The organism is Streptomyces sp. NPDC006261 (assembly GCF_040613515.1).
In the GTDB taxonomy this organism is placed as follows: Bacteria; Actinomycetota; Actinomycetes; order Streptomycetales; family Streptomycetaceae; genus Streptomyces.
On record NZ_JBEXSI010000031.1, the window covers coordinates 19,315 to 41,602 of the forward strand.

Genomic DNA, 22,288 nt, shown 5'->3' on the forward strand with positions numbered 1-22,288 from the left:
CATCGACCTGACCGCGATCGACGAGCTGCAGCCCCGGGCAGCAACCAGCCGGTCACCGGATTCCGGACTCGGGTCCCTCGATACAGTGAAGACCATGAGTTCTCGCCACCGGTTCGACCGTGCGCACACCGATGATCTGATGTCCTTCCTGGCGGCGAGCCCGTCCCCGTACCACGCCGTGGCCAACGCTGCCGCCCGGCTGGAGGTGGCCGGATTCCGCCAGGTCGAGGAGACCGCCGCCTGGGACGCGAGCACCGGCGGGAAGTACGTGCTCCGCGGCGGGGCGATCATCGCCTGGTACGTGCCGGAGGGCGCGTCCGCGCACACCCCGTTCCGGATCGTCGGCGCGCACACCGACTCCCCGAACCTGCGGGTGAAGCCGCTGCCCGACACGGAGTCGCACGGCTGGCGCCAGATCGCCGTCGAGGTCTACGGCGGCACGTTGCTGAACACCTGGCTCGACCGGGACCTGGGACTCGCCGGCCGGATCTCGCTGCGGGACGGCACCGACCGGCTCGTCAACATCGACCGGGCGCTGCTGCGGGTGCCCCAGCTGGCCGTACACCTGGACCGCTCTGCCAACACCGACGGCCTCAAGCTCGACCGGCAGCGCCACATGCAGCCGATCTGGGGTCTCGGCGAGGTGGCTGAGGGCGACCTGATCCGCTTCGTCGCCGAGGAGGCCGGCGTCGACGCGCAGGACGTCACCGGCTGGGACCTCATGCCGCACGCCATCGAGCCGCCGTCCTACCTGGGCCGCGACCGCGAGCTGGTCGCCGGACCGCGGATGGACAACCTCCTCTCCGTGCACGCCGCGACCGCCGCCTTGGCCGCCGTCGCGGGACAGCCGGACGAGGAGCTCCTGTACATCCCCGTACTGGCCGCCTTCGACCACGAGGAGAACGGCTCCCAGTCCGACACCGGGGCCGACGGGCCGCTCCTCGGCAAGGTCCTGGAACGCTCGGTCTTCGCCCGGGGCGGTACGTACGAGGACCACGCCCGCGCCTTCGCCGGGACGGTCTGCCTCTCCTCCGACACCGGCCACGCCGTGCACCCCAACTACGCCGAGCGGCACGACCCGACACACCACCCGGTCGCCAACGGCGGGCCGATCCTCAAGGTCAACGTCAACATGCGGTACGCCACCGACGGCAGCGGCCGCGCGGTGTTCGCCGCCGCCTGCGAGAAGGCGGGCGTGCCGTGGCAGACGTTCGTCTCCAACAACTCGATGCCCTGCGGCACGACGATCGGCCCGATCACCGCCGCCCGGCACGGCATCCGCACCGTGGACATCGGCGTCGCGATCCTCTCCATGCACAGCGCGCGTGAACTGTGCGGCGCCGACGACCCGTATCTGCTGGCCAACGCGCTCACGGCGTTCCTGACGGACTGACCCCCGCGCTCAACCGCCGTCCCGGACATGGTTGTTGCCGGGCCGGGTACCCGACCCCTACATCGGTCCGGATTCACCGGGCCGTCGAGGAGGCGGGATTCATGGGACTCGGAGGATGCATTCTCCTGATCGGTGGCGGCGCGATTCTGGCGTTCGCGACCGACTGGAAGGTGGACACCGTCAATGTCGACCTGGTCGGCTGGATCATGATGCTCGTCGGCCTCATCGGGGTCTTCGTCTACATGAGCATCGCGCGCCGTCGGCGCATGGTCGTGCCGCCCACCACCACGGTCGTCCAGGACGACGAGCAGCGCTACCACTGACCCGGCGGCCGCGGCCGGGCGGCAGGGCTAAGGCCCGGCCCGTCCGACGGCCGAAAACCGGCCCCGACCAGGAGTGACCCCGGCACCGGCCCCCGGCGGCCCCGATAATCTGGAACGGATCCCGCGCCCCTCACCGCGGGCACGTCCCGCCCGGAAGGGGAGCCGCTCGTGGAGTTCCGGCTGCTCGGCACGGTCTCCGTCGAAACGCTCGCCGGGCCGCTGCCGCTCGGCCCCGCGAAACGGCGCAGCCTGCTGGCCACGCTCCTGCTGTCCGCCAACACCCCGGTCACCGTCGGCAGGCTGACGGACTCCCTGTGGGACGACGAACCCCCGCTGCACGCCCGTAGCGTGATCCAGGGGCACGTCTCCCGTCTCCGCGCTCTCCTGGTGGACGCGGACGCCGAGGCGTACGGAGTGGAACTGGCCACCCTCGGTGACGCGTACGTCCTGCGGTTGCCGGAGACCCTGCTGGACTCGCAGCGCTTCGAGGAGCTGCTGATGCTCGCGCGGGAACAGCGCTCCCCCGCCGACACGGTCCTGATGCTCAAGGAGGCCCTCTCCCTGTGGCAGGGGCCGGCGCTCAGCGGCGCACTCACCGGCCCGCCGCTCAGGGCGGCCGCGCACTCGCTGGAGGAGTCGCGACTGGCGACGGTCGAACACCTGGCCCGCACGTACGGGGCGCTGGGCGAACACCACCGTGCGGCGGCCCTGCTGGCGGCGGAGACGGCGGCGCACCCGCTGCGGGAGTCGCTCGCGTCGGCGCTGATGCTGGCGCTGTACCGGGCGGGACGCCAGTCGGAGGCCCTGGACCGCTTCCACCGCACACGGCGGCTGCTCGCGGACGAGCTGGGCGTCGACCCGGGGCCCGAACTCGCCGACGCCTACGCGCTGATCCTGCGGGGGGAACCGGGACGTGCCGACGGGGAAGCCGAGCACGGGACGGGGGACGTACCAAAGCCCGTGAGCGCCACCGGGCCCGGGACCGCACCCACCGCCGTACCCGACAAGGCCGCCGCCGTACGCGGTGCCGATCCCTCTCCCGCCGCCGTGTCCGGCAACGCAGCCCCCACCGCCGCCGACGGCACGGCCGCCGATCTCCTTCCCCGCGCCCCCCGCGGCTTCCACGGGCGCGGGCCCGAACTGGCCGCGCTGACCCGGGCGGCGGCGGGCGAGGCGCCCGTCTGTCTGGTCACCGGCCCCGCCGGGGTGGGCAAGACCGCACTGGCCCTCCAGTGGGCCCACCGAAGCCCCGCGCTCTTCCCGGACGGGCGGCTCTTCGCCGATCTGCGCGGGTTCAGCGACGCCGGGGAGGCCGCGCTCATCGACGTACTGCGGGAGTTCCTTCTCGCGCTGGGTGTCGCCCCGCGCAGGGTCCCGGAGTCCGTACAGGCGGCGGCCGCGCTCTTCCGGTCGCTGACGGACCGGCGCCGGCTGCTGGTGATCCTCGACAACGCCCGCGACTCCGCCACCGTCAGGCCGCTGCTCCCGGGCGGCAGCGACTGCGTCACGCTGGTCACCAGCCGCCACCGGCTGGAAGGGCTGATCGCCTCGGACGCCGCCCGGCCCGTCCCGCTCGACACCCTCGGACCTCACGACGGGACGGCCCTGTTCGCCGGAGTGCTCGGCGAGGAGCGGGTCCACGCCGAACCGGTGGCGGCCCGCCGGCTCGCCGAGCTCTGCGGCGGACTGCCGCTCGCCCTGCGCGTCACCGCCGCCCGGCTGGCCGGACGCCCGCGCTGGACGCTCGCCGCGCTGGCCGACGAACTGGCCGACGAGCGCTCCCGGCTGGCCTACCTCGACGTGGACGACACCGGGGTCTCGGCCGCCCTGCGGCTGACCGTCCAGCACCTGCCGCCCGAAGCGGTCCACCAGTTCGCCCGGCTCGGCCACCATCCCGGCGGCCACTTCGACCCGTACACGGCCGCCGCACTGGCCGGGACGGACCCGGTCAACGCCGCCGCCGCGCTGGAACGGCTGGCCTCGGCCCATCTCGTCACCGAGACCGCGCCCGGGCGCTGGGTGCTGCACGACCTGGTGCGCCTGTACGCCCGCGGGCTCGACCCGGCCGCAGCGTCCGATGCGCTGGCCGGCGTGCTCGACCACTACATCGCCACCGCCCTGGCCGCCGCCGACACCGTGGAGCCCGGCGGCGAGCCCTGCTTCGTCCTGCCGGACGGCTACCGCCACCCCGCCGCCGTACGGGACTTCGCCGACCGTACGGCGGCGATGCGCTGGCTGGCCGCCGAGCGGGACGACCTGGCGCTGGCCGCCGTCGCCGCCCGGGACGCGGAACTCGACGACCGGGCCTGGCGGATCATCCTGCTCCAGTGGCCGCAGGTGGTGTGGCGGGTCCGGGACAACTGGTCCCCGCTGCTGGAGCTGGCCCTCGACTCGGCGCGCGCGGTCAAGGACCCGTACGCCGAATCGCGGGTGCTCACCCTGCTGGGGTGGGTGCTGACGGAGGAGGGCCGGACCGCAGAGGCCGCCGCCCTCCTGGAGCGGTCGACCCTGCTGGCCCGCCAGGCCGGCGACCCGCTGGGCGAGGCGACCGCGCTGATCAACCTGGCGGTCGTCCAGGCCGAACTGGGTGAGCCGGCCGCGGCACAGGAGGGGTGCGTACGGGCCGTCGGCCTGGCCCGTACGGAGGCCGACCGGCACACCGAGATGCTCGGCCTCCAGCACCTCGCCCGGATACAGCTCACCGCAGGACGCCCCGAGGACGCCCTCACGTCCGCCCGGACGGCGCTCGACCTGGGACCCGAGCACGAGGAGGTGGCCCGCCGGACCCTGCTGCTGGCCGTCAGCGGCGAGGCCCGCATCGTGCTCGGCGAGGAGGACGAGGGCATACGGCTGCTGGACCGGGCGGCGACGGAGGCGGAACGCGCCGGGTACGACGAGGGGGCCGTACGGGCGCTGGGAGTGCTGCTGCGGGTGACGGCACGGGCCGACCACCGGCGGCGGCACGAACAGGCGCTGCGGCGGCTTTCCGGCGAGGGCTGAGCGCTTCGCACCAGGCTGGGCACGGGCGTCACGGCGGCCCCGAGGGCGCCCGGACGGTGGCATCGGCCGGCCCGCGAGCCGCAAGCGTCGAAAACGCCCGGCCGCCGGCCGCCAGCCGCCCCGGACGGCACGTCAGCCGGACGTCAGCGGCACGGCAGCGATACGTGAGCGGCGGCGGGCAGAGTCATCCCTGTCAGCAACTCGGGGCGGCCGTCTTGACCGGGCGTCCGTCCCACCACCACTCCCGGGGGAGCCTCCGTGCGTACGTTCCGCAACCGCAGCACCGTCCTGGCCGCCACGACCACCGCGGTCCTGGCCCTCACCCTCACCGCGTGCGGTGACAGCGACACCGGTACCAGGTCCGCCGGTCCGGCGGTGAGCGCCGGCGCGACGGTCGCCGCGCAGCCCGGTTCGGAGGAGGCCACCGAGGAAGCGCAGGAGACCGGGACCACCGGCGTCACCGGATCCGCCGGCACCGAGCAGGCGGCCGGCACGGCCAAGGGGTCCGGCACGACGAGCGGCTCCGGCACCACCGGGCCCGGCGCTTCCCCCGTCGGCGCTTCCCGTGCCTCCGTCCCCCTCTGCACCGCGCAGGGCCTCGAGATCACCGCCGAACGCCAGGACGGTCCGCCCTACACCCACCTCACGCTGACCGCGAAGAACACCTCCGGCGCCGGCTGCGAGATGAAGGAGTACCCGCACATCCACTTCCTGGACAACGCGCGGGGCATCGTCCCGCCCGTCGCCAAGAGCAAGCCGGAGGCGTCGGTGGTCCTGGAGCCCGGTCAGTCCGCCTATGCCGCGGTGCGCATGTCCGAGGGCGGCCGGAAGGGGAGCACCGAGACGGTGAAGGAGTTCACGGTGACGCTGAAGGCCAACGGGGGCGGGACGGCGGTCGTGAAGTCCCCCGCCACCGAGGGCCTCGCCGTCAACCCGCAGAAGTGGGCCACCGGCTACTGGACCACCGAGCTGCGCAACGGCGCCGACGAGTTCTGAGCCGTCGGCCCGCGTCCGTCAGCCGCCAGCCCTGAGCCCTGAGCCCGGAGCCCTCAGGAAGGGCTGTCCATCCCCGCCAGCACCAGCGGCAACCGGGGCGTTCCCTCCGCGGTCACGCGGACGGGGACGCCCCAGTCCTGCTGATGGACGTGGCAGGCCGGGTACTCGTTGGCCGGGTCGTCGTCGCAGGACGCGGCCATCGCGGAGACGTGCAGCACGCCCTCGGTGACCCCGTCCGCGAGGACCAGGTCGCGCCCGAGGTCCGTGCCCGCGCCGGAGCCCTCGGCCAGCAGCTCGGGCGGGGTGGCGGAGACCAGCAGCCGGGTGGAGGGCCCGTACCGGGTGTCCAGCTTCTGGCCCGCCGGCGCCTGGAAGACCACGTCGAGGCGGAGGGTGCCTGCGGCGATCTCGGTGGCGGCGCGCTGGGTGCGGTGCGCCTGCTCGGCGACGCGTACGGCCTCTTCGGGCAGCCGGAGGCGGGTGAGGCGGTGGCGGGCGGACTCGACGACGACCAGGTCGCCGTCGACCAGCACCGCGTCGCTGGGCTCGCGTACGTCGGTGGCGAGCGTGGTGACCTCGTCGGACGCGGGGTCGTAGCGGCGCAGGGCGTGGTTGTACGTGTCCGAGACGGCCACGGACCCGTCGGGCAGCGCGGTCACGCCGATCGGGTGCTGGAGGAGCGCCTGGGCAGCCGCTCCGTCGCGGTGGCCGAAGTCGAAGAGCCCGGTGCCGACGGCGGTGTGCACGTGCTCGTCCCGGTCGACCCAGCGCAGGGCGGAGGTCTCGGAGTCGGCGACCCAGAGCCGCTCGCCGTCGGCGGAGACCGCGAGGCCGGACGGCTGGGCGAACCAGGCCTCGGCGGCCGGTCCGTCGACCAGCCCTTCGTTGGTGGTACCGGCGGCGACCCGCACGGTCCCGTTCTCGGGGTCGTACGTCCACAGCTGGTGCACGCCCGCCATGGCGATCCACAGCCGGTCACCGAACCAGGCCAGGTCCCACGGCGAGGAGAGGTCCACCTCGCGCGCCGGGCCGCTGGTCGGGGTCCCCTGCCACCACTGGCGGCCGGTCCCGGCCAGGGTGCTGGTCACCCCGGTCGTGAGGTCCAGGGCGCGGATCGCGTGGTTGACCGTGTCCGCGACCGCGACGCGGCCGTCCGGGAGCACGGCGAGCCCCTGCGGCTCGCAGAACCGGGCCTCGTCCGGGCCGCCGTCGTTCAGGCCGCGCTCGCCCGTGCCGAAGTGGCGCCGTACGGTCTCGCCGTCCGCGTCCAGCTCGACCAGGCGGTGCCGGGTGGTGTCGGAGACGAGGAAGCCCCCCTCGGGCAGGAGCAGCGCCTTGCCCGGGAAGCGCAGATGCGTGGCGACCGGCTCGGGCGCCACGTAGGGGCCGTCGCCGCGGCGGAGCGTGCCCTTGGCCCCGTGCTCGGCCTCCAGCTCCTCGACCAGCTTCTCGATGGCGTGGGCGTGGCCCTCGCCCGCGTGCTGGGCGACGACATAGCCCTCGGGGTCGATGACGACGAGCGTCGGCCAGGCCCGTACGGCGTACTGCTTCCAGGTGGCCAGCTCGGGGTCGTCCAGGACGGGGTGGTGGACCTCGTACCGCTCGACGGCGTCGACGACGGCCTGGTGCTCGGCCTCGTGGACGAACTTCGGCGAGTGGACCCCGATGATCACCACGGTGTCGCGGTGCTTCTCCTCCAGCTCCCGCAGCTCATCCAGGACATGCAGGCAGTTCACACAGCAGAAGGTCCAGAAATCGAGGATGACGACGCGTCCTCGCAGTTCGGAGAGGGTGTACTGCCGGTCGCCTGTGTTGAGCCAGCCGCCCTTGCCGATGAGTTCGGGGGCGCGGACGCGTGCACGTGATGCCATGCCACCAGTCAACACCGACCCCACCTGCGGGCATTCCGCCGGGGCCCGGGGGAACCTGTGTCGCATGAGACTTCTCGTACGTGAGCGCCTGTTCGCCATCGGTGACGACTACTGGATCGAGGACACCGAGGGCCGCAAGGTCTTCCTGGTCGACGGCAAGGCGATGCGGCTGCGTGACACTTTCGAGCTGAAGGACGCCGACGGCCGGGTGCTGGTCGAACTGCGGCAGAAGCTCATCAGCCTGCGCGACACCATGCTCATCGAGCGCGGCGGCGAGGAGCTGGCCCAGGTCAAGCGCAAGCGCCTGTCGCTGCTGCGCAACCACTACCGGGTGACCCTGGTGGACGGCACGGAGATCGATGTCAGCGGCAAGATCCTGGACCGCGAGTTCGCGATCGAGTACGACGGTGAGCTGCTGGCCCAGGTCTCGCGGCGCTGGCTGACGATCCGGGACACGTACGGCATCGACGTGGTCCGGGAGGACGCGGACATCGCGCTGCTCATCGCCGTGTCGATGTGCGTGATCGTGCTGGCGGACAAGGAGAACGAGGGCTGATACGTAGTGGCGCGCGCGAGCTTCGTTGTTTCACGTGAAACGGTGCGACACAGGACGCGCGGCGGCGTGTACTGCACCTCGTGGGCGTCCACCTCAGCGCTTCCCGGCCGGTCGAGCGCGGAGCGGCACTGGTGCTGAGCAAGCCCCAGCCCCGGCATGAGCAAGCCCCAGCCCCCCACGAGGCTGCCATCAGCGCGGTGGCGCCAGCCCGAGGCGCCGGTCCTTCAGTGCCGGGAACTGCTCCCTCGTCGCACCCACCTTCGCGGGATCGAACTCCACGGTCAGGATCTCTTCCTGAGCCCCGGCCTCGGCGAGCACCTCACCCCAGGGGTCGACGACGATGCTGTGCCCGGCCTGCGGGACGTCGGCGTGGGTGCCCGCCGTGCCGAGGGCGAGGACGTACGCCTGGTTCTCGACGGCACGGGCCTGCGCGAGGAGCGTCCAGTGGGCGCGACGGCGCTCGGGCCAGCCCGCGGCCACGACGAGGATCTCGGCGCCCGCGTCGACGAGCCCGCGGAACTGCTCAGGGAAGCGCAGGTCGTAACAGGTGGCCAGGCCCAGCGTGGTCCGCGGCAGGGCGACGGTCACCAGGTCCTCGCCGGCGCCCATCATGACCGCCTCGCCCTTGTCGAAGCCGAAGCGGTGGATCTTGCGGTAGACGGCCGAGCGCTCACCGTCCGGGGTGAAGACCAGCGCGGTGTTGTAGAGGGTGCCGTCCGGCGCGCGCTCGACGAACGAGCCCGCGTGCAGCCAGACGCCCGCCTCGGCGGCCGCCTTCGCCATCACGTCGTGGGTGGGGCCCTGGAGTGGCTCCGCCTCCTGCTCGAAAACGGTGTAGGCGAACGCTCCGACCGGCCAGAGCTCGGGAAGGACCACCAGGTCGGAGCCGCGCTGAGCGACCACTAAGGAGGCCGCACGCTCGCGCCGGGCCTCGACGGATTCGTCCGGGTCTACTGCGATCTGGATGAGGGAGGCGCGCACACTACCACCGTCCTGGCATTCGAGCCGTCAACACGGGCCTACGATCGTCACACGAAAGCACTGCCGGGGTGCCTGCTCGCAGCGTAACTTAGGCGACTGAACCTCCACGTAGCCCGCAGCCCGCAGCCCGCAGCCCGCAGCCCACGACAGCGTCGTCCGTGCCGGCCCGCCCGCCGGCACTCCCTGCTCTCCAGCCCATGCACCGAAGAACCGCCGAGGGGTCCCGTGACCGTCCATCCCAGCCTCCAGACCTACGCCGACTCCGCGACTCACTCCATCGAAGCGATAGCCGACCTGGTCAAGCCACTCGCGGAGGGGGAGTGGAACCGCCGCACACCGTGCCCCGGATGGTCGGTGCGGGACATCGTGTCGCACGTCATCGGTATGGAGTGCGAGATGCTCGGCGATCCGCGGCCCATCCATACGCTGCCGCGCGACCTTTACCACGTGCAGAGCGACTTCGCCCGGTACATGGAGATGCAGGTCGACGTCCGGCGCCACCACACCGCTCCGGAGATGACGTCCGAGCTGGAGTACGTCCTCATCCGCCGCGCCCGGCAGCTCCGCAATGAGTCCCGCTCCCCCGACGCCACGGTCCGCGCGCCCCTGGGGGCCGAGCAGACCCTCGAAGTGGCGCTCAACATGCGGGCCTTCGACGTCTGGGTGCACGAGCAGGACCTGCGCACGACGCTCGGCCAGCCGGGCAACCTGGACAGCCCCGGCGCGCACATCACCCGGGACGTCCTCCTCGCCGCGCTGCCGAAGGTGGTCGCCAAGGACGCGGGCGCACCGGCCAACTCGGCGGTGGTGCTGGACGTGCACGGCCCGGTGGAGTTCCTGCGGACGGTACGGGTCGACGCGGAGGGCCGGGGCTCGGTAGACGGTTCCCCCTCGCTGGGCCCGGCCGTGACCCTGTCGATGGACTGGGAGACGTTCGTACGCCTCGCCTGCGGCCGGGTCCGGCCGGCAGCCGTGGCCGACCGGATCAAGGCCGAGGGCGACCAGGAGCTGGCCACGGCGATCCTGGAGCACTTCGCCGTCACCCCGTAGCTCCCGGCGGCGCCCGCCCGGAGTTCACTCGCGGATGGGCGGGCGCGCCGCCGAGCGCATGGCCGCGCGGGTCACGCGGGTACGTGCACGGCCTCCACCCGGCTGACCACATGGTGGTCGCGTTCCCTGAGCGCCGCCCGGCGGCGCAGCCGCAGGATCTGGATGACGCCGAGCGCCTCCAGGACGAAGACCGAGGCGAAGGCGACCCGGTAGTTGCCGCCCGTGGCGTCCAGCAGCACCCCCACGGCGAACAGCGTCGTCATGGAGGCGATGAACCCGCCCATGTTGACGATCCCCGACGCGGTGCCCTGGCGCTCCGGCGGATTGGCGGGCCGGGCGAAGTCGAAGCCGACCATCGATGCCGGGCCGCAAGCGCCCAGCACCACGCACAGGACGGTCAGCAGCCACATCGGGGTGTGAGCGGCGGGATAGAAGATCGCGCAGGCCCAGAGGAGGGCGGTGGTCGCGACCGTGCCCAGGGCGATGGGGGCCCGCGCCTCGTGGTGGCGGGCGATGATCTGCCCGTAGACGAGCCCCACCACCATGTTGGAGAGCACCACCAGGGTGAGCAGCGTGCCCGCCGTCGCCCGGCTCAGCCCCTGCGCCTCGACCAGGAACGGCATCCCCCAGAGCAGCAGGAAGACCATCGCCGGGAACTGCGTGGTGAAGTGCACCCACATCCCGAGCCGGGTCCCCGGTTCCCGCCAGGCGGCGGCGATCTGCCTGCGGACGTACGAGGCGCCCGTGTGCTCGGCGGGCGGCGGCTCGTGCCCGGCGGGGTGGTCCTTCAGGAAGAGCAGGAGCGGGACGAGCACGACGACTCCCGCCAGCGAACTGCCGACGAAGGTCGTCGTCCAGCCGAAGCTGTGCAGGGCCCGCGCGATGAAGAGGGTCGAGACGAGATTGCCCGCCATCCCGAACAGCGCGGCGACCTGGCCGATCAGCGGCCCGCGCCGGGCGGGGAACCAGCGGCTGCCGAGCCGCAGCACGCTGATGAACGTCATCGCGTCACCGCAGCCGAGCAGGGCGCGGGCGGCGAGCGCCATGCCGTACGAGGGGGAGAGCGCGAAACCGAGCTGTCCGACCGTGAAGAGGACGGCCCCGATGGTGAGGACCCGCTTGGTGCCGAGCCGGTCGACCATCAGCCCCACGGGTATCTGCATGCCCGCGTAGACGAGGAGCTGGAGGATGGAGAAGGTCGACAGAGCGGAGGCGTTGACGTCGAAGCGGTCGGCGGCGTCGAGACCGGCCACACCCAGGCTCGTACGGAAGATGATGGCGACGAAGTAGACGGCGACGCCGATTCCCCAGACCCAGGCGGCGCGCCGGCCCCCGGGTGGATCGCCGGGCAGGGAGAGCGTGGGGGCGGCCGAACTCACCGGTCCTCACCCCGGACCAGCACCCGGACGCGGCTGACGTGGCGCCGGACGACCTGCGCGGCCTCCTCGGCGTTCCCGCCCCGGATCGCCTCCAACAGCTCGCTGTGCTCGGTGATGTTGGCCTCGATCCTGCCCGGATGCGCCTCCATCACCGCGACGCCCATCCGCAACTGGCGGTCGCGCAACTGGTCGTAGAGGCGCGAGAGGATCTCGTTGCCCGCGTGCTTGACGATCTCGGCGTGAAAGCAGCGGTCCTTGACGGCCACGGCCGCCAGGTCCCCGGCCTCCGCCAGCTGCCGCTGCTCCTCCAGGAGCTGTTCGAGCCGCGCGATCAACCGGGGCGACGCGGGAACAGCTTTACGCGCCGCGAACTCCTCCACCAGCAGCCGGGTCTCCACCACGTCCTTAATCTCCTGCGCGGAGACGGCGAGCACGAGGGCGCCCTTCTTCGGATAGAGCTTGATCAGCCCCTCGACCTCCAGCCGCAGCAACGCCTCCCGCACCGGCGTGCGCGACACCCCTACCGCGTCCGCGAGCCCCCCTTCGGTGAGCAGCGTCCCGCCCTCGTAGCGACGGTCCAGGACCGCCTCCTTGATGTGCGTGTAGACGCGCTCGGCGGCGGGCGGCTGCTTGAGGGAGGTGATCTTCGGCTGTACGGGGGCGGGGGCTGCGGCAGGCATGCGCACAGCATAGATACAACATGCACGCATGGAGGAGGGACGTCCGGATTCTGGACCGTGGCATGCTCTGGAGTGCGCGCTACAGAGGTGTTGAGTGCGCGCCAAATTAAGCAGGTGACAGGTCCCGCCATCGAAGAGGTACGTCTCACCGCGTGCAAGAGCTTCCACTGCGCGGTGCTCCCCTTGGCGCCTCTGACCGTCCTGATCGGGTGCAACAGCAGCGGCAAGTCGAACGCGCTGGACGGGCTCGAAGTCCTCTCCCGGCTGGCGCGCGGGGACGACATGAGCGAGGCCCCTGGAGAGCCGACGTAGCGCGGCGGGGCCGGTGCGGGGCGGGCTGAGCGGGTGCGTGCCGCACGGCTCGGACCGGTTCTCGCTGGGCTGCACGATCGGCACGGAGGGCGGTCCCATTACGTTCGACGTGACGATCCAGGTGGAACCAGAGGTACGGATCGTCAAGGAACGGCTCACCGGCCCCACGGCTACGGGCATCAAGCCACTACTCATCAGCGGAGAGCCGAGTCAGCGCGGGCACCACATCAATGCGGCCTGGCACAACGGAAAGCCGGGCCGCAATCCCAGTGCTCTGTTCCTCAACGACCGGCTTCTGACGGCGCGACTGGCGTTGCGCGCCAGCGGAGACAGCGAGGGCGAAACGCACGCCCTCTGGGCGGGCGCTGCCGTCCTGACCGCGCTCACGGGTGTGTTCCACCTGGACCCGGTGCCGCACCTCATGCGGCGATACGTGCCAGCCCGCGACACTCACCTGCGCAGGACGGCCGAGAACCTTTCAGCAGCAATCGGCAGTGTCCAACGCCACGACCCCGAGCTCTTCGGCACCCTTGTCGAGCTGCTTCGCGGACTGGTGGACCACGACATCGAACGGCTGCTTGTCACGAGGCCGGAACTGGGAGACGTCATGCTCGCGTTTGATGAGGACGCGTTGGGGACGACTCCCGCCCGCGAGATGAGTGACGGCATGCTCAGGTTCCTCGCGATCACGACGTCTCTGTTGACCGGGGGCGACGGGTTGGAGCTGGGGCCGACAGTGAGCTTCGGGCCTGCCCGCTCCTGACCTCGGTCATCGAGGAGCTGGAGAACGGGCTGCACCCGTCCCAGGCTTCGCAGGTACTACGGCTCGTCCGTGAGGCGGCCACCGAGAGCGCGACCCGGGTCCTCATCACCACTCACAGCCCCGCACTGCTCTCCGCCCTCAGCGGCGACGACCACCAAGGCGTCATCGTCTGCTCGCGGGACCGGGCAAGGCGCCCTGGGCGCTCAGCGAGGCCGAATGGGACGCGGCCCATCTCCAGGCCCTCGTGGACGGCGGCAGCACGGGAAGCAGCCTGATCCAGCCCGCCTGCAACAAGCTCGGCTGCGGCGATCTGAACATCCTCATCGAGCGGGACCGGTATCTCGCCCGGACGTCCGGGGTGCGAGCCACCATCTGGACGTTGGACGAACTGCTCGCCTCCTACGTCTGACCTGAACCGCCGTCAGGGGCGTCCGAACGGCTAACGTAAAGGCTGCGCAAATTCACCCGCTAGGGAACGCATCCTTTCTCCCGCTCCAGGAGTCTCACCACCGAGCGGCACCCATTTGTGGCCGCACATCAGGGGCATTTGGAGCTTTCAGTTGAAAATCGGGATCAAGCGCATCAATCGCGTGACCATCACGAGCACCGTGGCTCTCACCGCGGGTGCGGTGCTGGCGAGCGGCGCCTTCGCCTCGACGGCGCAGGCCGCCACTCCGCCGCCGGCTCCGAAGATCGTCGCCAAGGGCGGCTTCGTGATGAACAGCGGCACCGGCAAGAGCCTCTTCAGCAAGGCCGCCGACACCCGCCGCTCCACCGGCTCCACCACGAAGATCATGACCGCCCTCGTGGTGCTGCAGCAGAAGAACGTGAACCTCAACACCAAGGTCACGATCCAGAAGGCCTACAGCGACTACATCGTCTCCAAGAACGCCTCGTCCGCCCGGCTCATCGTCGGCGACAAGGTGACCGTGGGCCAGCTCCTCTACGGCCTGATGCTCCCGTCCGGCTGCGACGCCGCGTACGCGCTGGCCGACAAGTTCGGCACCGGCTCCACCCGTGCGGCCCGCGTGAAGTCGTTCATCGGCAAGATGAACTCCACGGCGAAGAGCCTCAAGCTGAAGAACACCAACTTCGACTCGTTCGACGGCATAAGCAGTGGGAAGAACTACTCGACCCCGCGCGACCTGACGATCATCGCCCGCCAGGCGATGAAGAACTCCACGTTCCGCACGGTCGTCAAGACCAAGTCGACGAAGCAGAAGGTCACCACGAAGAGCGGTGGCTACCGCTACATGTCGTGGACCAACACCAACAAGATGCTCAGCAGCTACAGCGGCGCGATCGGCGTGAAGACGGGTTCCGGCCCGACCGCCAAGTACTGCCTGGTCTTCGCGGCGACGCGTAAGGGCAAGACGGTCATCGGCACGGTCCTCACGTCGTCCTCGGAGGCGAACCGCACGGCAGACGCGAAGAAGCTCATGGACTACGGGTTCAAAAAGTAGCCCGCAGGCGTCATACGGCGAAGGGGCCCGGCCCGCACAATGTGTGCGCGCCGGGCCCCTTCGCCGTACCTACGGCTGTCGCGGCTGGCGCAGGTCGGCCGTGAAGGCGCTCCATGCGGCGGGCGCGACGGCGACGACGGGGCCGCCTGGGCGCTTGGAGTCGCGGACAGCGACGGCGTGGGGGATGTTGCGGGCCACTTCGACGCACTCCTGTCCAGCGTTGCCGCCGCTGTAGCTGGACTTGACGAATTTGTACGCGGACACAGGGCCTACAACTCCTTGAGAATGCCATCGACCAGTCTGGCCGAGTTGCGCTGCGCCAGGCCCAGCCGCGTGATGCGGTCGAAGAGTCTGACGTGGCGGTCGGCATCATTATCGCTCTCCAGCCAGAGCGTGCTCGATGTTGTATCCATATGGACCACATCAAGTGCTCCGGGATCAGCGAACGACACGATAGTGAAGGCGCTCGTCATTCCGGGGTGAGCACCCGCCAGGTAGGGCACGACCTGGAGCTTCACGTTCGGCTGCCGAGCCATGTCGAGCAGATGGCCGAGCTGGTCCCTCATCACCTGTCGCCCTCCCACCAGTTGGCGCAGAGCACTTTCATGCATCACCGCCCACAACTCCAGTGGACGGTCACCGGTCAATCGAACCTGTCGTGCCATCCGAGCCTCGACGAAGGGTTCGATCTCGTCAGGATCCTCCCAGGATCCGTTCCCCACCGCCAAGGCCCTCGCATAGTCGGGCGTCTGCAACAAGCCGGGCACAATGGCGAGCTGCCAGGTTCGCAGACTGCTGGCGATGTCCTCCAACGCCACGTACTCGACCATGGACTCAAGTCCCGGGTACTGGTTCCACCAGCCGCTCGCCTTACGGCGCTCGCGATCTGCCTTCGCCAGGGCCAACAGTCTGTCGACGGCACCGGCATCGGCCTCGCCGTACAGATGGCACAAGGCCCGGATGTCGGGATCCCGTATCGGTACGAGGCCCCGCTCGATCTTGGCGACCTTCGCGACCGACGCCGTCAACGCGTCCGCCGCGTGCGACTGACGCATGTCGTGCGCCTCCCGCATCCGGAGCAACTCACCGCCGAGACGGCGTCCCAGCACCGTAGAGACCGTCCGGCCTCGATCAGGACTGTTGCCTGCCACGTCTCACCCTCTCCGCCGAGTGGACCAAGTCTGGGACCTCCGCCCTTCGAACACCAACTAGCGCAGAGAATTTTCTGCCCGAAATTATTGCTGCAGGGTCAATCACACCGCTACCGTCAGTGCTCCACCGCTAGCACAGCGGAGCCAAGCCCGGCGGAAGCGCACCGCCCTGCCCACCGCAGCGACGGCACAGCCACCGCCCACCCCACCCCGGAGGCACGCGACCATGACCGCAGCCCAGGAGACCTCAGCCCGCACCCCCGAGCCGGTCCTCCGTGAGGACCGGGTCGACTACACGCCCACCGCTCGCAGCGTCTCGCTCAGCCGGCATCGGACCGCTCGGCTCGTCCTGCAGTGGGGGCGCCCGGGGATGGCCGGTGACGCGGCCCTGCTCGTCAGCGAGTTGGCCACCAACGCGCTCCTGCACGGAGCCATCCGGGGGCGGCTCATCCGGGTCCACCTCACGCTCACCGAGTTCGCCCTCCGCGTCGCCGTCAGCGATCCGCGCGGTGAACGGCTGCCGCAGCTCCGGCGGCCCGACACCGACGACTGCTACGGGCGCGGGCTCCTGATCGTCGCCCAGCTCGCCGACGACTGGGGCGTCGAGCCCCGTACCGTCGGGAAGTCCGTGTTCGCCGAACTCGCCGTGCCGTGACAAGCCGCCGCCGTACCTGTCGTGGCCGCAGCACCGGTCGGAAGGCCCACCCGCCTGAGCGCGTCGACCGCGTGCCCGCAGCTCAGCGCGCGAGACGGCGCAGATGCCGCGCGTAAGAGCCCCACCGCGCCGGACGCGCCAGGAAGCCGCTCTCCTCCTCTACGGCCGAGGACTTCGGCGGGCCGACTGGTCCGAGGAACACCTGCGCCGCGCGGACGACGGCGACCGGCGCGTACGTTCCGCCCTCGGGTCCCTCGCCAGGAGCCTCGGCGCCGAAGGGGCCCTGGACGGCGAGCGTCACGTTCGCCGTGGTGGATCTGCCGCTCGCCGTGGTCCGTCGCCACCTCCGGGCCGGCCGGCCCCTCCCCGCCCACGCCGAGGACCTGGCGGAGGAGGCCGCGGCCGCGCTCCTCGGCCCACCCGCCGACCATGCGTCCTCGCGGTCCGCCCCGGGCGCCGGCTGACACCTTCACCGCCGCGACCGACGCTCGTCAGGGCAACGGCTTCCGGGTTCCGATACGCCGGTGGGCCCGTACGCAGAGCTGCGTACGGGCCCACCGGCGAAAACGCTACGCCCAGGTGATCAGGCGCTTCGGCTGTTCCAGGATCGCCGCCACATCGGCCAGCACCTTGGAGCCCAGCTCGCCGTCGACCAGGCGGTGGTCGAACGACAGGGCCAGCGTGGTGACCTGACGCGGCTTCACCTTGCCCTTGTGGACCCACGGCTGGAGCTTGATCGCGCCCACCGCGAGGATCGCGGACTCGCCCGGGTTCAGGATCGGGGTGCCCGTGTCGACGCCGAAGACGCCGACATTGGTGATCGTCACCGTGCCGCCCGCCATCGCCGCCGGGGACGTCTTGCCGTCCCTCGCCGTGCTGACCAGTTCGCCCAGGGCCGCCGCGAGCTGCGGCAGCGTCTTGTCCTGCGCGTCCTTGATGTTCGGCACGATCAGGCCGCGCGGCGTGGCCGCCGCGATGCCCAGGTTCACGTAGTGCTTCCGAACGATCTCCTGGTTGGCCTCGTCCCAGGCGGCGTTGACCTCGGGGTTCCGCTTGATCGCGACCAGGAGGGCCTTGGCGATGATCAGGAGCGGGTTGACCCGCACCCCTGCCATCTCCTTGTCCTCCTTGAGCTCCGCCACCAGCTTCATCGTGCGCGTCACGTCGACCGTGACGAACTCGGTGACGTGCGGGGCGGTGAAGGCCGATCCGACCATCGCCTGCGCGATCGCCTTGCGGACCCCCTTGACCGGGACGCGGGTCTCGCGAGCCGAGCCGACCGTTGCCGGGGTCTCGGGGGCGGACACCGCGACCGGCTCAGCGACCTCAGGCGCCGCAACCGGAGAAGCCGCCGGAGCCGCCGCCGCGTGCACGTCCTCGCGGGTGATGACGCCGTCCTTGCCGGTCGGCACCACCGTCGTCAGGTCGATCCCCAGGTCCTTGGCCAGCTTCCGTACCGGGGGCTTCGCCAGCGGCCGGCCGGCCGGGGCCTCCGGAACAGCAGGCGCCGGAGCCCCGTGCCCGTTCAGCTCCGCCTGCACCGCCGCCGCCACCGCAGCGGCCTCCGGAGCAGCAGCCCCCTTGCGCGGGCGGCGTTTCGTGGAGGACTCCGCGACCCCGTAGCCGACCAGGACCGGCGTACGGCCCTTCGGTTCCTCGGATACGGGAGCGGGGGCCTCCACCGGTTCCTGCACCGGAGCAGGGGCGGGGGCCTCGTCACCACTGCCAGGCGCCACGTCCACCGTGATGATCACCTGGCCGACATCGACCGTCGTACCTTCGGAGAAGCGCAGCTCGTGCACCACGCCGTCGAACGGGATCGGCAGCTCCACCGCCGCCTTCGCCGTCTCGACCTCGCACACGACCTGGCCGTCGGTGACCGTGTCACCGGGCTGGACGAACCACTTGAGGATCTCGGCCTCGGTGAGCCCTTCGCCCACGTCGGGCATCTTGAACTCGCGGAAGCGAGCGGACGTCTGTGTCATCGTCGTCACGACCCGTCTCCTCTAGTACGCCAGCGAGCGGTCGACGGCGTCGAGCACCCGGTCCAGGCCGGGCAGGTACTCGTCCTCCAGCCGGGCCGGCGGGTAGGGCACGTGGTAGCCGCCGACCCTGAGGACCGGCGCTTCGAGGTGGTAGAAGCTGCGCTCGGTGATGCGGGCGGCGATCTCCGCGCCGGAGCCGTAGAAGACGGGCGCCTCGTGGACGACCACGAGCCGGCCGGTCTTCTCGACCGACGTCTGGATGGCGTCGAAGTCGATCGGGGACATCGAGCGCAGGTCCAGGACCTCGACCGACTTGCCCTCCTCCTGGGCGGCCGCGGCCGCTTCCAGGCAGACCTTCACCATCGGGCCGTAAGCGACGAGCGTCAGGTCGCTGCCCTCGCGGACGGTGACGGCCTTGTGGAGCGGGCCGGGGATGGACTCGGTGTCGACCTCGCCCTTGTCCCAGTAACGCCGCTTGGGCTCGAAGAAGATGATCGGGTCATCGCTCTGGACGGCCTGCTGCATCATCCAGTAGGCGTCGCTCGCGTTGGACGGGGAGACCACCTTGAGTCCCGCCACGTGCGCGAAGAGCGCCTCGGGGGACTCACTGTGGTGCTCGACCGCGCCGATGCCACCGCCGTACGGGATACGGACGACGACGGGCAGCTTGATCTTGCCGAGCGCGCGGGCGTGCATCTTCGCGAGCTGCGTGACGATCTGGTCGTACGCGGGGAAGACGAATCCGTCGAACTGGATCTCCACGATCGGGCGGTAGCCGCGCAGGGCCAGGCCGATGGCGGTGCCGACGATGCCGGACTCGGCGAGCGGGGTGTCGATCACCCGGTCCTCGCCGAAGTCCTTCTGGAGGCCGTCGGTGATGCGGAAGACGCCGCCGAGCTTTCCGACGTCCTCACCCATGATGAGGACCTTGGGGTCGGTGTCGAGGGCCAGACGCAGCGACTCGTTGAGCGCTTTCGCGATGGACATCTTTTCCACGGCCATGGCTACTTGCCCTCCTCGGCAGAGTCGGCGAACGATGCCTGGTAGGCGGCGAACTGGGCACGCTCCTCGTCGACGAGGGAGCTGCCGTCGGCGTAGCCGTGCTCGAACAGGGCCATCGGCTCCGGGTCGGGCATCGCCCGCACCACCTCGCGCACGCGCTTGCCGAGGGTCTCGCTCTCCGTCTCCAGCTCGGTGAAGAACGCCTCGTCGGCGAGCTTCTCCTTCTCCAGGTACGTGCGCAGGCGCAGGATCGGGTCCTTCGCCTCCCAGGCGGCGCGCTCGTCGTCGGCCCGGTACTTCGTCGGGTCGTCGGAGGTGGTGTGGGCGCCCATGCGGTACGTGAACGCCTCGACCAGCGTCGGGCCCTCGCCGCGGCGGGCGCGCTCCAGCGCGGAGCGGGTGACCGCCAGACACGCCAGTACGTCGTTGCCGTCGACCCGGACGCCGGGGAAGCCGTACCCCTGCGCGCGCTGGTAGAGCGGCACGCGGGTCTGGCGCTCGGTGGGCTCGGAGATGGCCCACTGGTTGTTCTGGCAGAAGAACACGACCGGGGCGTTGTAGACCGCGGAGAACGTGAACGCCTCGGCCACATCGCCCTGGCTTGAGGCGCCGTCACCGAAGTACGCGACCACGGCCGAGTCCGCCCCGTCCTTGGCGACGCCCATGGCGTAGCCGGTGGCGTGCAGGGTCTGCGAGCCGATGACGATCGTGTACAGGTGGAAGTTGTTGGTCGTCGGGTCCCAGCCACCGTGGTTCACCCCGCGGAACATGCCCAGCAGGTTGGTGGGGTCGACCCCGCGGCACCAGGCCACGCCGTGCTCACGGTAGGTCGGGAAGACGTAGTCGTCGTCGCGCAGCGCCCGGCCACTGCCGATCTGTGCGGCCTCCTGGCCCAGCAGCGAGGCCCACAGGCCCAGCTCCCCTTGTCGCTGCAGCGCGGTCGCCTCGGCATCGAAGCGGCGGGTCAGCACCATGTCCCGGTACAGACCGCGCAGCTCGTCCGCGCTCAGGTCGATGCTGTAGTCCGGGTGCTCGACACGCTCGCCCTCGGGCGTCAGCAGCTGCACGAGCTGGGGCTCGGAACTCTGTGGCGTCTTGGCGGCGCTGGTCCGCTTGCTGCTGCGTCGCGGTTTACGCGTGGCGGCAGTGCTCTCCACGGTCACGTGCGTGCTCCTCCGTCGGTCCGGCCCCCGGGGTCTGCCGGGAACCAGTGCGGCTCGCCTGTGTCCGGACCCGTGCACGGGGTGGGTGCCGCTCGGCCGGGATACAGGCGTGACAGGTGCCCCGGCGAGCGCCCTGTCATAGGCACGTTACCCAGTGCATCGCATAACTGCGAAACCCTGTCTGACCTGCGTTTTTGCTTGGATTTCCAAGTAAATCGAAAAAATCACGAAGCTCTGCTGGTCACAGCACTGGTAACAGCCTTGCAGGCCGCCGGAACAACGGCACGTTATCCCGCGGATCAGCGGCTGGGAAGAGCGGAGGAGGGACGAGTATGTGAGACTGCGACCGTGCGCGAAGATGGAAAAATCACGGTATTTCTGCTCGACGATCACGAGGTCGTCCGGCGTGGCGTCCATGAGCTGCTCTCCGTCGAGCCCGACATCGAGGTGGTCGGTGAGGCGGGCACGGCCGCCGACGCCCTGGTCAGGATCCCGGCGACGCGTCCCGATGTGGCGGTGCTCGACGTCCGGCTGCCCGACGGCAGCGGTGTGGAGGTGTGCCGGGAGGTCCGTTCGCTGGACGAGAACATCAAATGCCTGATGCTCACCTCGTACGCCGATGACGAGGCCCTTTTCGACGCGATCATGGCCGGTGCGTCGGGTTATGTGCTCAAAGCGATCCGGGGCAATGAACTGCTCGGTGCCGTACGGGACGTCGCCGCCGGAAAATCCCTGCTGGATCCCGTCGCCACCGCCCGGGTGCTGGAGCGGCTCCGTGACGGCGGCAACGGCAAGGGGGACGACAAGCTCTCCGGACTGACCGAGCAGGAGCGCAAGATCCTGGACCTGATCGGGGAGGGGCTGACCAACCGGGTCATCGGGGAGCGGCTGCACCTCGCCGAGAAGACGATCAAGAACTACGTCTCCAGCCTGCTGTCCAAGCTGGGCATGGAGCGCCGCTCGCAGGCGGCCGCGTATGTCGCACGGCTCCAGGCCGAGCGCCGCTGACCCACGGGAGGGCTGGGGACTTTGGTCCCGCGCCACCCGGGGCCGGGGACTCTTACCCGGCCCCTACGCGTGCCGGACAGTGGACCGTATGCCCTCCGACGAATCCCCCGCGCCCACGGCGATGGATCTGCTCCGCCGGGTCCCGTACGGCCGCCTCGCCACCAGCATGCGCGCCCTGCCGTTCCTGGCGGTGGCCCGGCACATCGTGAGCGACGGCCGCATCCTGCTGCGGATACACAGCGGATTCGGTTACCACGAGGCATGCGACGGGAGCGTCGTCGCCTATGGGGCGGACAACTACAACGCGTCCTGTGGCGAGGGGGGCGAAACCCTGTGGTCGGTGCAGTTCACCGGGCCCGCCGAGATCGTCCATCTCTGCCCTGAGCAGGAAGAACTCTTCGGTGCCGCCCCCGTCCGCGTCAACGGGGAGCCCTTCGCGTCGGCCTACCTCCGGGTCGACCCGCACTTCGTCACGGAGCACACTCTGGGCTTCGACGCAAGTCAGCTTGTCCGCCACGCAGCGTGATCTACCATTTGGTAAGTGCCGCGCTCATATG

25 protein-coding genes are annotated in these 22,288 nt (G+C 70.7%); 15 read left to right on the top strand and 10 right to left on the bottom strand.

Features of this window, described 5'->3' with window-relative positions:
• Positions 1 to 94: 94 nt before the first annotated feature.
• The 4 genes from ABZ154_RS21025 to ABZ154_RS21040 all read left to right on the top strand — a co-directional run bounded on the left by ABZ154_RS21025 (position 95) and on the right by ABZ154_RS21040 (position 5,712).
• Positions 95 to 1,393 carry a M18 family aminopeptidase gene (locus ABZ154_RS21025; RefSeq protein WP_356834722.1) on the top strand — a complete coding sequence of 433 codons (1,299 nt, stop codon included), beginning with the start codon at positions 95 to 97 and terminating at the stop codon, positions 1,391 to 1,393.
• A gap of 101 nt (positions 1,394 to 1,494) precedes the next feature.
• Positions 1,495 to 1,716: a DUF6458 family protein gene (locus tag ABZ154_RS21030; protein WP_030563210.1), complete on the top strand. Its 222-nt coding sequence runs from the start codon at positions 1,495 to 1,497 to the stop codon at positions 1,714 to 1,716.
• A gap of 168 nt (positions 1,717 to 1,884) precedes the next feature.
• Positions 1,885 to 4,716: a BTAD domain-containing putative transcriptional regulator gene (locus ABZ154_RS21035; RefSeq protein WP_356834725.1), complete on the top strand. Its 2,832-nt coding sequence runs from the start codon at positions 1,885 to 1,887 to the stop codon at positions 4,714 to 4,716.
• Between the two features lie 258 nt (positions 4,717 to 4,974).
• Positions 4,975 to 5,712, top strand: a complete 738-nt coding sequence (locus ABZ154_RS21040) for a DUF4232 domain-containing protein (protein ID WP_356834727.1) — start codon at positions 4,975 to 4,977, stop codon at positions 5,710 to 5,712.
• Positions 5,713 to 5,765: 53 nt separating this feature from the next.
• On the opposite strand, the gene ABZ154_RS21045 is transcribed toward ABZ154_RS21040, so the two are convergent.
• The gene (locus ABZ154_RS21045) at positions 5,766 to 7,583 is read right to left on the bottom strand and encodes a thioredoxin-like domain-containing protein (protein ID WP_356834729.1); all 1,818 of its coding nucleotides are present in this window, start codon (positions 7,581 to 7,583) and stop codon (positions 5,766 to 5,768) included.
• Positions 7,584 to 7,647: 64 nt separating this feature from the next.
• On the opposite strand from ABZ154_RS21045, the gene ABZ154_RS21050 reads away from it, so the two are divergent.
• Positions 7,648 to 8,139, top strand: coding sequence for an LURP-one-related family protein (locus ABZ154_RS21050; RefSeq protein ID WP_356834731.1), 492 nt, complete (start codon positions 7,648 to 7,650; stop codon positions 8,137 to 8,139).
• A 189-nt stretch (positions 8,140 to 8,328) separates the two neighbouring features.
• On the opposite strand, the gene ABZ154_RS21055 is transcribed toward ABZ154_RS21050, so the two are convergent.
• Positions 8,329 to 9,120, bottom strand: a complete 792-nt coding sequence (locus ABZ154_RS21055) for a carbon-nitrogen family hydrolase (protein WP_356834733.1) — start codon at positions 9,118 to 9,120, stop codon at positions 8,329 to 8,331.
• A gap of 225 nt (positions 9,121 to 9,345) precedes the next feature.
• Between ABZ154_RS21055 and ABZ154_RS21060 the strand changes: the two genes are divergently transcribed.
• Entirely contained in the window at positions 9,346 to 10,170 is an 825-nt protein-coding gene (locus ABZ154_RS21060; RefSeq protein ID WP_356834736.1) for a maleylpyruvate isomerase family mycothiol-dependent enzyme, read from the top strand.
• 71 nt (positions 10,171 to 10,241) lie between these two features.
• Here the strand turns inward: ABZ154_RS21060 and ABZ154_RS21065 are convergent, their stop codons facing one another.
• Positions 10,242 to 11,549 carry an MFS transporter gene (locus ABZ154_RS21065; protein WP_356834738.1) on the bottom strand — a complete coding sequence of 436 codons (1,308 nt, stop codon included), beginning with the start codon at positions 11,547 to 11,549 and terminating at the stop codon, positions 10,242 to 10,244.
• Entirely contained in the window at positions 11,546 to 12,229 is a 684-nt protein-coding gene (locus ABZ154_RS21070; protein WP_356834740.1) for a GntR family transcriptional regulator, read from the bottom strand. Before ABZ154_RS21070 ends, ABZ154_RS21065 begins: the two co-directional genes overlap by 4 nt.
• Before the next feature lie 114 nt (positions 12,230 to 12,343).
• Between ABZ154_RS21070 and ABZ154_RS21075 the strand changes: the two genes are divergently transcribed.
• The 5 genes from ABZ154_RS21075 (at position 12,344) to ABZ154_RS21095 (ending at position 14,767) form a co-directional block, all read left to right on the top strand.
• Entirely contained in the window at positions 12,344 to 12,541 is a 198-nt protein-coding gene (locus ABZ154_RS21075) for a hypothetical protein (RefSeq protein WP_356834742.1), read from the top strand.
• A 109-nt stretch (positions 12,542 to 12,650) separates the two neighbouring features.
• The gene (locus tag ABZ154_RS21080; RefSeq protein ID WP_356834745.1) at positions 12,651 to 13,304 is read left to right on the top strand and encodes a hypothetical protein; all 654 of its coding nucleotides are present in this window, start codon (positions 12,651 to 12,653) and stop codon (positions 13,302 to 13,304) included.
• Between the two features lie 8 nt (positions 13,305 to 13,312).
• A complete protein-coding gene (locus tag ABZ154_RS21085) occupies positions 13,313 to 13,579 on the top strand; it encodes an AAA family ATPase (RefSeq protein WP_356834845.1) in 267 nt (88 codons plus the stop codon).
• Positions 13,549 to 13,713, top strand: a complete 165-nt coding sequence (locus ABZ154_RS21090) for a hypothetical protein (RefSeq protein WP_356834747.1) — start codon at positions 13,549 to 13,551, stop codon at positions 13,711 to 13,713. The genes ABZ154_RS21085 and ABZ154_RS21090 overlap by 31 nt, the downstream gene beginning before the upstream one ends.
• A 151-nt stretch (positions 13,714 to 13,864) precedes the next feature.
• Positions 13,865 to 14,767, top strand: coding sequence for a D-alanyl-D-alanine carboxypeptidase (locus tag ABZ154_RS21095; protein WP_356834749.1), 903 nt, complete (start codon positions 13,865 to 13,867; stop codon positions 14,765 to 14,767).
• 69 nt (positions 14,768 to 14,836) lie between these two features.
• Here ABZ154_RS21095 and ABZ154_RS21100 read toward each other — a convergent pair whose 3' ends face one another.
• Together ABZ154_RS21100 and ABZ154_RS21105 are read right to left on the bottom strand one after the other, a co-directional pair.
• Positions 14,837 to 15,031 (bottom strand): DUF397 domain-containing protein, encoded by a 195-nt coding sequence (locus ABZ154_RS21100; protein WP_356834751.1) that lies wholly within the window; start codon positions 15,029 to 15,031, stop codon positions 14,837 to 14,839.
• Between the two features lie 5 nt (positions 15,032 to 15,036).
• Positions 15,037 to 15,918 carry a helix-turn-helix transcriptional regulator gene (locus ABZ154_RS21105; protein WP_356834753.1) on the bottom strand — a complete coding sequence of 294 codons (882 nt, stop codon included), beginning with the start codon at positions 15,916 to 15,918 and terminating at the stop codon, positions 15,037 to 15,039.
• 226 nt (positions 15,919 to 16,144) lie between these two features.
• Here ABZ154_RS21105 and ABZ154_RS21110 point away from each other — a divergent pair, with 226 nt between their 5' ends.
• The gene (locus ABZ154_RS21110) at positions 16,145 to 16,573 is read left to right on the top strand and encodes an ATP-binding protein (RefSeq protein ID WP_356834755.1); all 429 of its coding nucleotides are present in this window, start codon (positions 16,145 to 16,147) and stop codon (positions 16,571 to 16,573) included.
• A gap of 82 nt (positions 16,574 to 16,655) precedes the next feature.
• On the opposite strand, the gene ABZ154_RS21115 is transcribed toward ABZ154_RS21110, so the two are convergent.
• A complete protein-coding gene (locus tag ABZ154_RS21115; RefSeq protein ID WP_356834757.1) occupies positions 16,656 to 16,874 on the bottom strand; it encodes a hypothetical protein in 219 nt (72 codons plus the stop codon).
• A 10-nt stretch (positions 16,875 to 16,884) separates the two neighbouring features.
• On the opposite strand from ABZ154_RS21115, the gene ABZ154_RS21120 reads away from it, so the two are divergent.
• Positions 16,885 to 17,037, top strand: a complete 153-nt coding sequence (locus ABZ154_RS21120) for a hypothetical protein (protein ID WP_356834759.1) — start codon at positions 16,885 to 16,887, stop codon at positions 17,035 to 17,037.
• 105 nt (positions 17,038 to 17,142) lie between these two features.
• On the opposite strand, the gene ABZ154_RS21125 is transcribed toward ABZ154_RS21120, so the two are convergent.
• From ABZ154_RS21125 to pdhA, 3 genes are read right to left on the bottom strand one after another with little or no spacing between them, the layout of a single operon-like run.
• A complete protein-coding gene (locus tag ABZ154_RS21125; protein WP_356834762.1) occupies positions 17,143 to 18,567 on the bottom strand; it encodes a dihydrolipoamide acetyltransferase family protein in 1,425 nt (474 codons plus the stop codon).
• A 12-nt stretch (positions 18,568 to 18,579) separates the two neighbouring features.
• Positions 18,580 to 19,560, bottom strand: coding sequence for an alpha-ketoacid dehydrogenase subunit beta (locus ABZ154_RS21130; protein ID WP_030563182.1), 981 nt, complete (start codon positions 19,558 to 19,560; stop codon positions 18,580 to 18,582).
• Positions 19,561 to 19,562: 2 nt separating this feature from the next.
• Positions 19,563 to 20,723 (bottom strand): pyruvate dehydrogenase (acetyl-transferring) E1 component subunit alpha, encoded by a 1,161-nt coding sequence (pdhA, locus tag ABZ154_RS21135; RefSeq protein ID WP_356834764.1) that lies wholly within the window; start codon positions 20,721 to 20,723, stop codon positions 19,563 to 19,565.
• 348 nt (positions 20,724 to 21,071) lie between these two features.
• On the opposite strand from pdhA, the gene ABZ154_RS21140 reads away from it, so the two are divergent.
• Both ABZ154_RS21140 and ABZ154_RS21145 read left to right on the top strand, forming a co-directional pair.
• Positions 21,072 to 21,731 (top strand): response regulator transcription factor, encoded by a 660-nt coding sequence (locus tag ABZ154_RS21140; RefSeq protein ID WP_356834766.1) that lies wholly within the window; start codon positions 21,072 to 21,074, stop codon positions 21,729 to 21,731.
• Between the two features lie 88 nt (positions 21,732 to 21,819).
• Complete coding sequence (locus tag ABZ154_RS21145; protein WP_356834768.1) at positions 21,820 to 22,257, top strand: pyridoxamine 5'-phosphate oxidase family protein; 438 nt, start codon at positions 21,820 to 21,822, stop codon at positions 22,255 to 22,257.
• Positions 22,258 to 22,288: the final 31 nt, after the last annotated feature.

Excerpts from the sequence above, each read along its gene's own strand:
- ABZ154_RS21110 (WP_356834755.1), top strand. The coding sequence starts at position 16,145 with ATGACCGCAGCCCAGGAGACCTCAGCCCGCACCCCCGAGCCGGTCCTC.
- ABZ154_RS21070 (WP_356834740.1), bottom strand. The coding sequence starts at position 12,229 with ATGCCTGCCGCAGCCCCCGCCCCCGTACAGCCGAAGATCACCTCCCTC.
- ABZ154_RS21030 (WP_030563210.1), top strand. The coding sequence starts at position 1,495 with ATGGGACTCGGAGGATGCATTCTCCTGATCGGTGGCGGCGCGATTCTG.
- ABZ154_RS21050 (WP_356834731.1), top strand. The coding sequence starts at position 7,648 with ATGAGACTTCTCGTACGTGAGCGCCTGTTCGCCATCGGTGACGACTAC.
- ABZ154_RS21025 (WP_356834722.1), top strand. The coding sequence starts at position 95 with ATGAGTTCTCGCCACCGGTTCGACCGTGCGCACACCGATGATCTGATG.
- ABZ154_RS21130 (WP_030563182.1), bottom strand. The coding sequence starts at position 19,560 with ATGGCCGTGGAAAAGATGTCCATCGCGAAAGCGCTCAACGAGTCGCTG.
- ABZ154_RS21045 (WP_356834729.1), bottom strand. The coding sequence starts at position 7,583 with ATGGCATCACGTGCACGCGTCCGCGCCCCCGAACTCATCGGCAAGGGC.
- ABZ154_RS21145 (WP_356834768.1), top strand. The coding sequence starts at position 21,820 with ATGCCCTCCGACGAATCCCCCGCGCCCACGGCGATGGATCTGCTCCGC.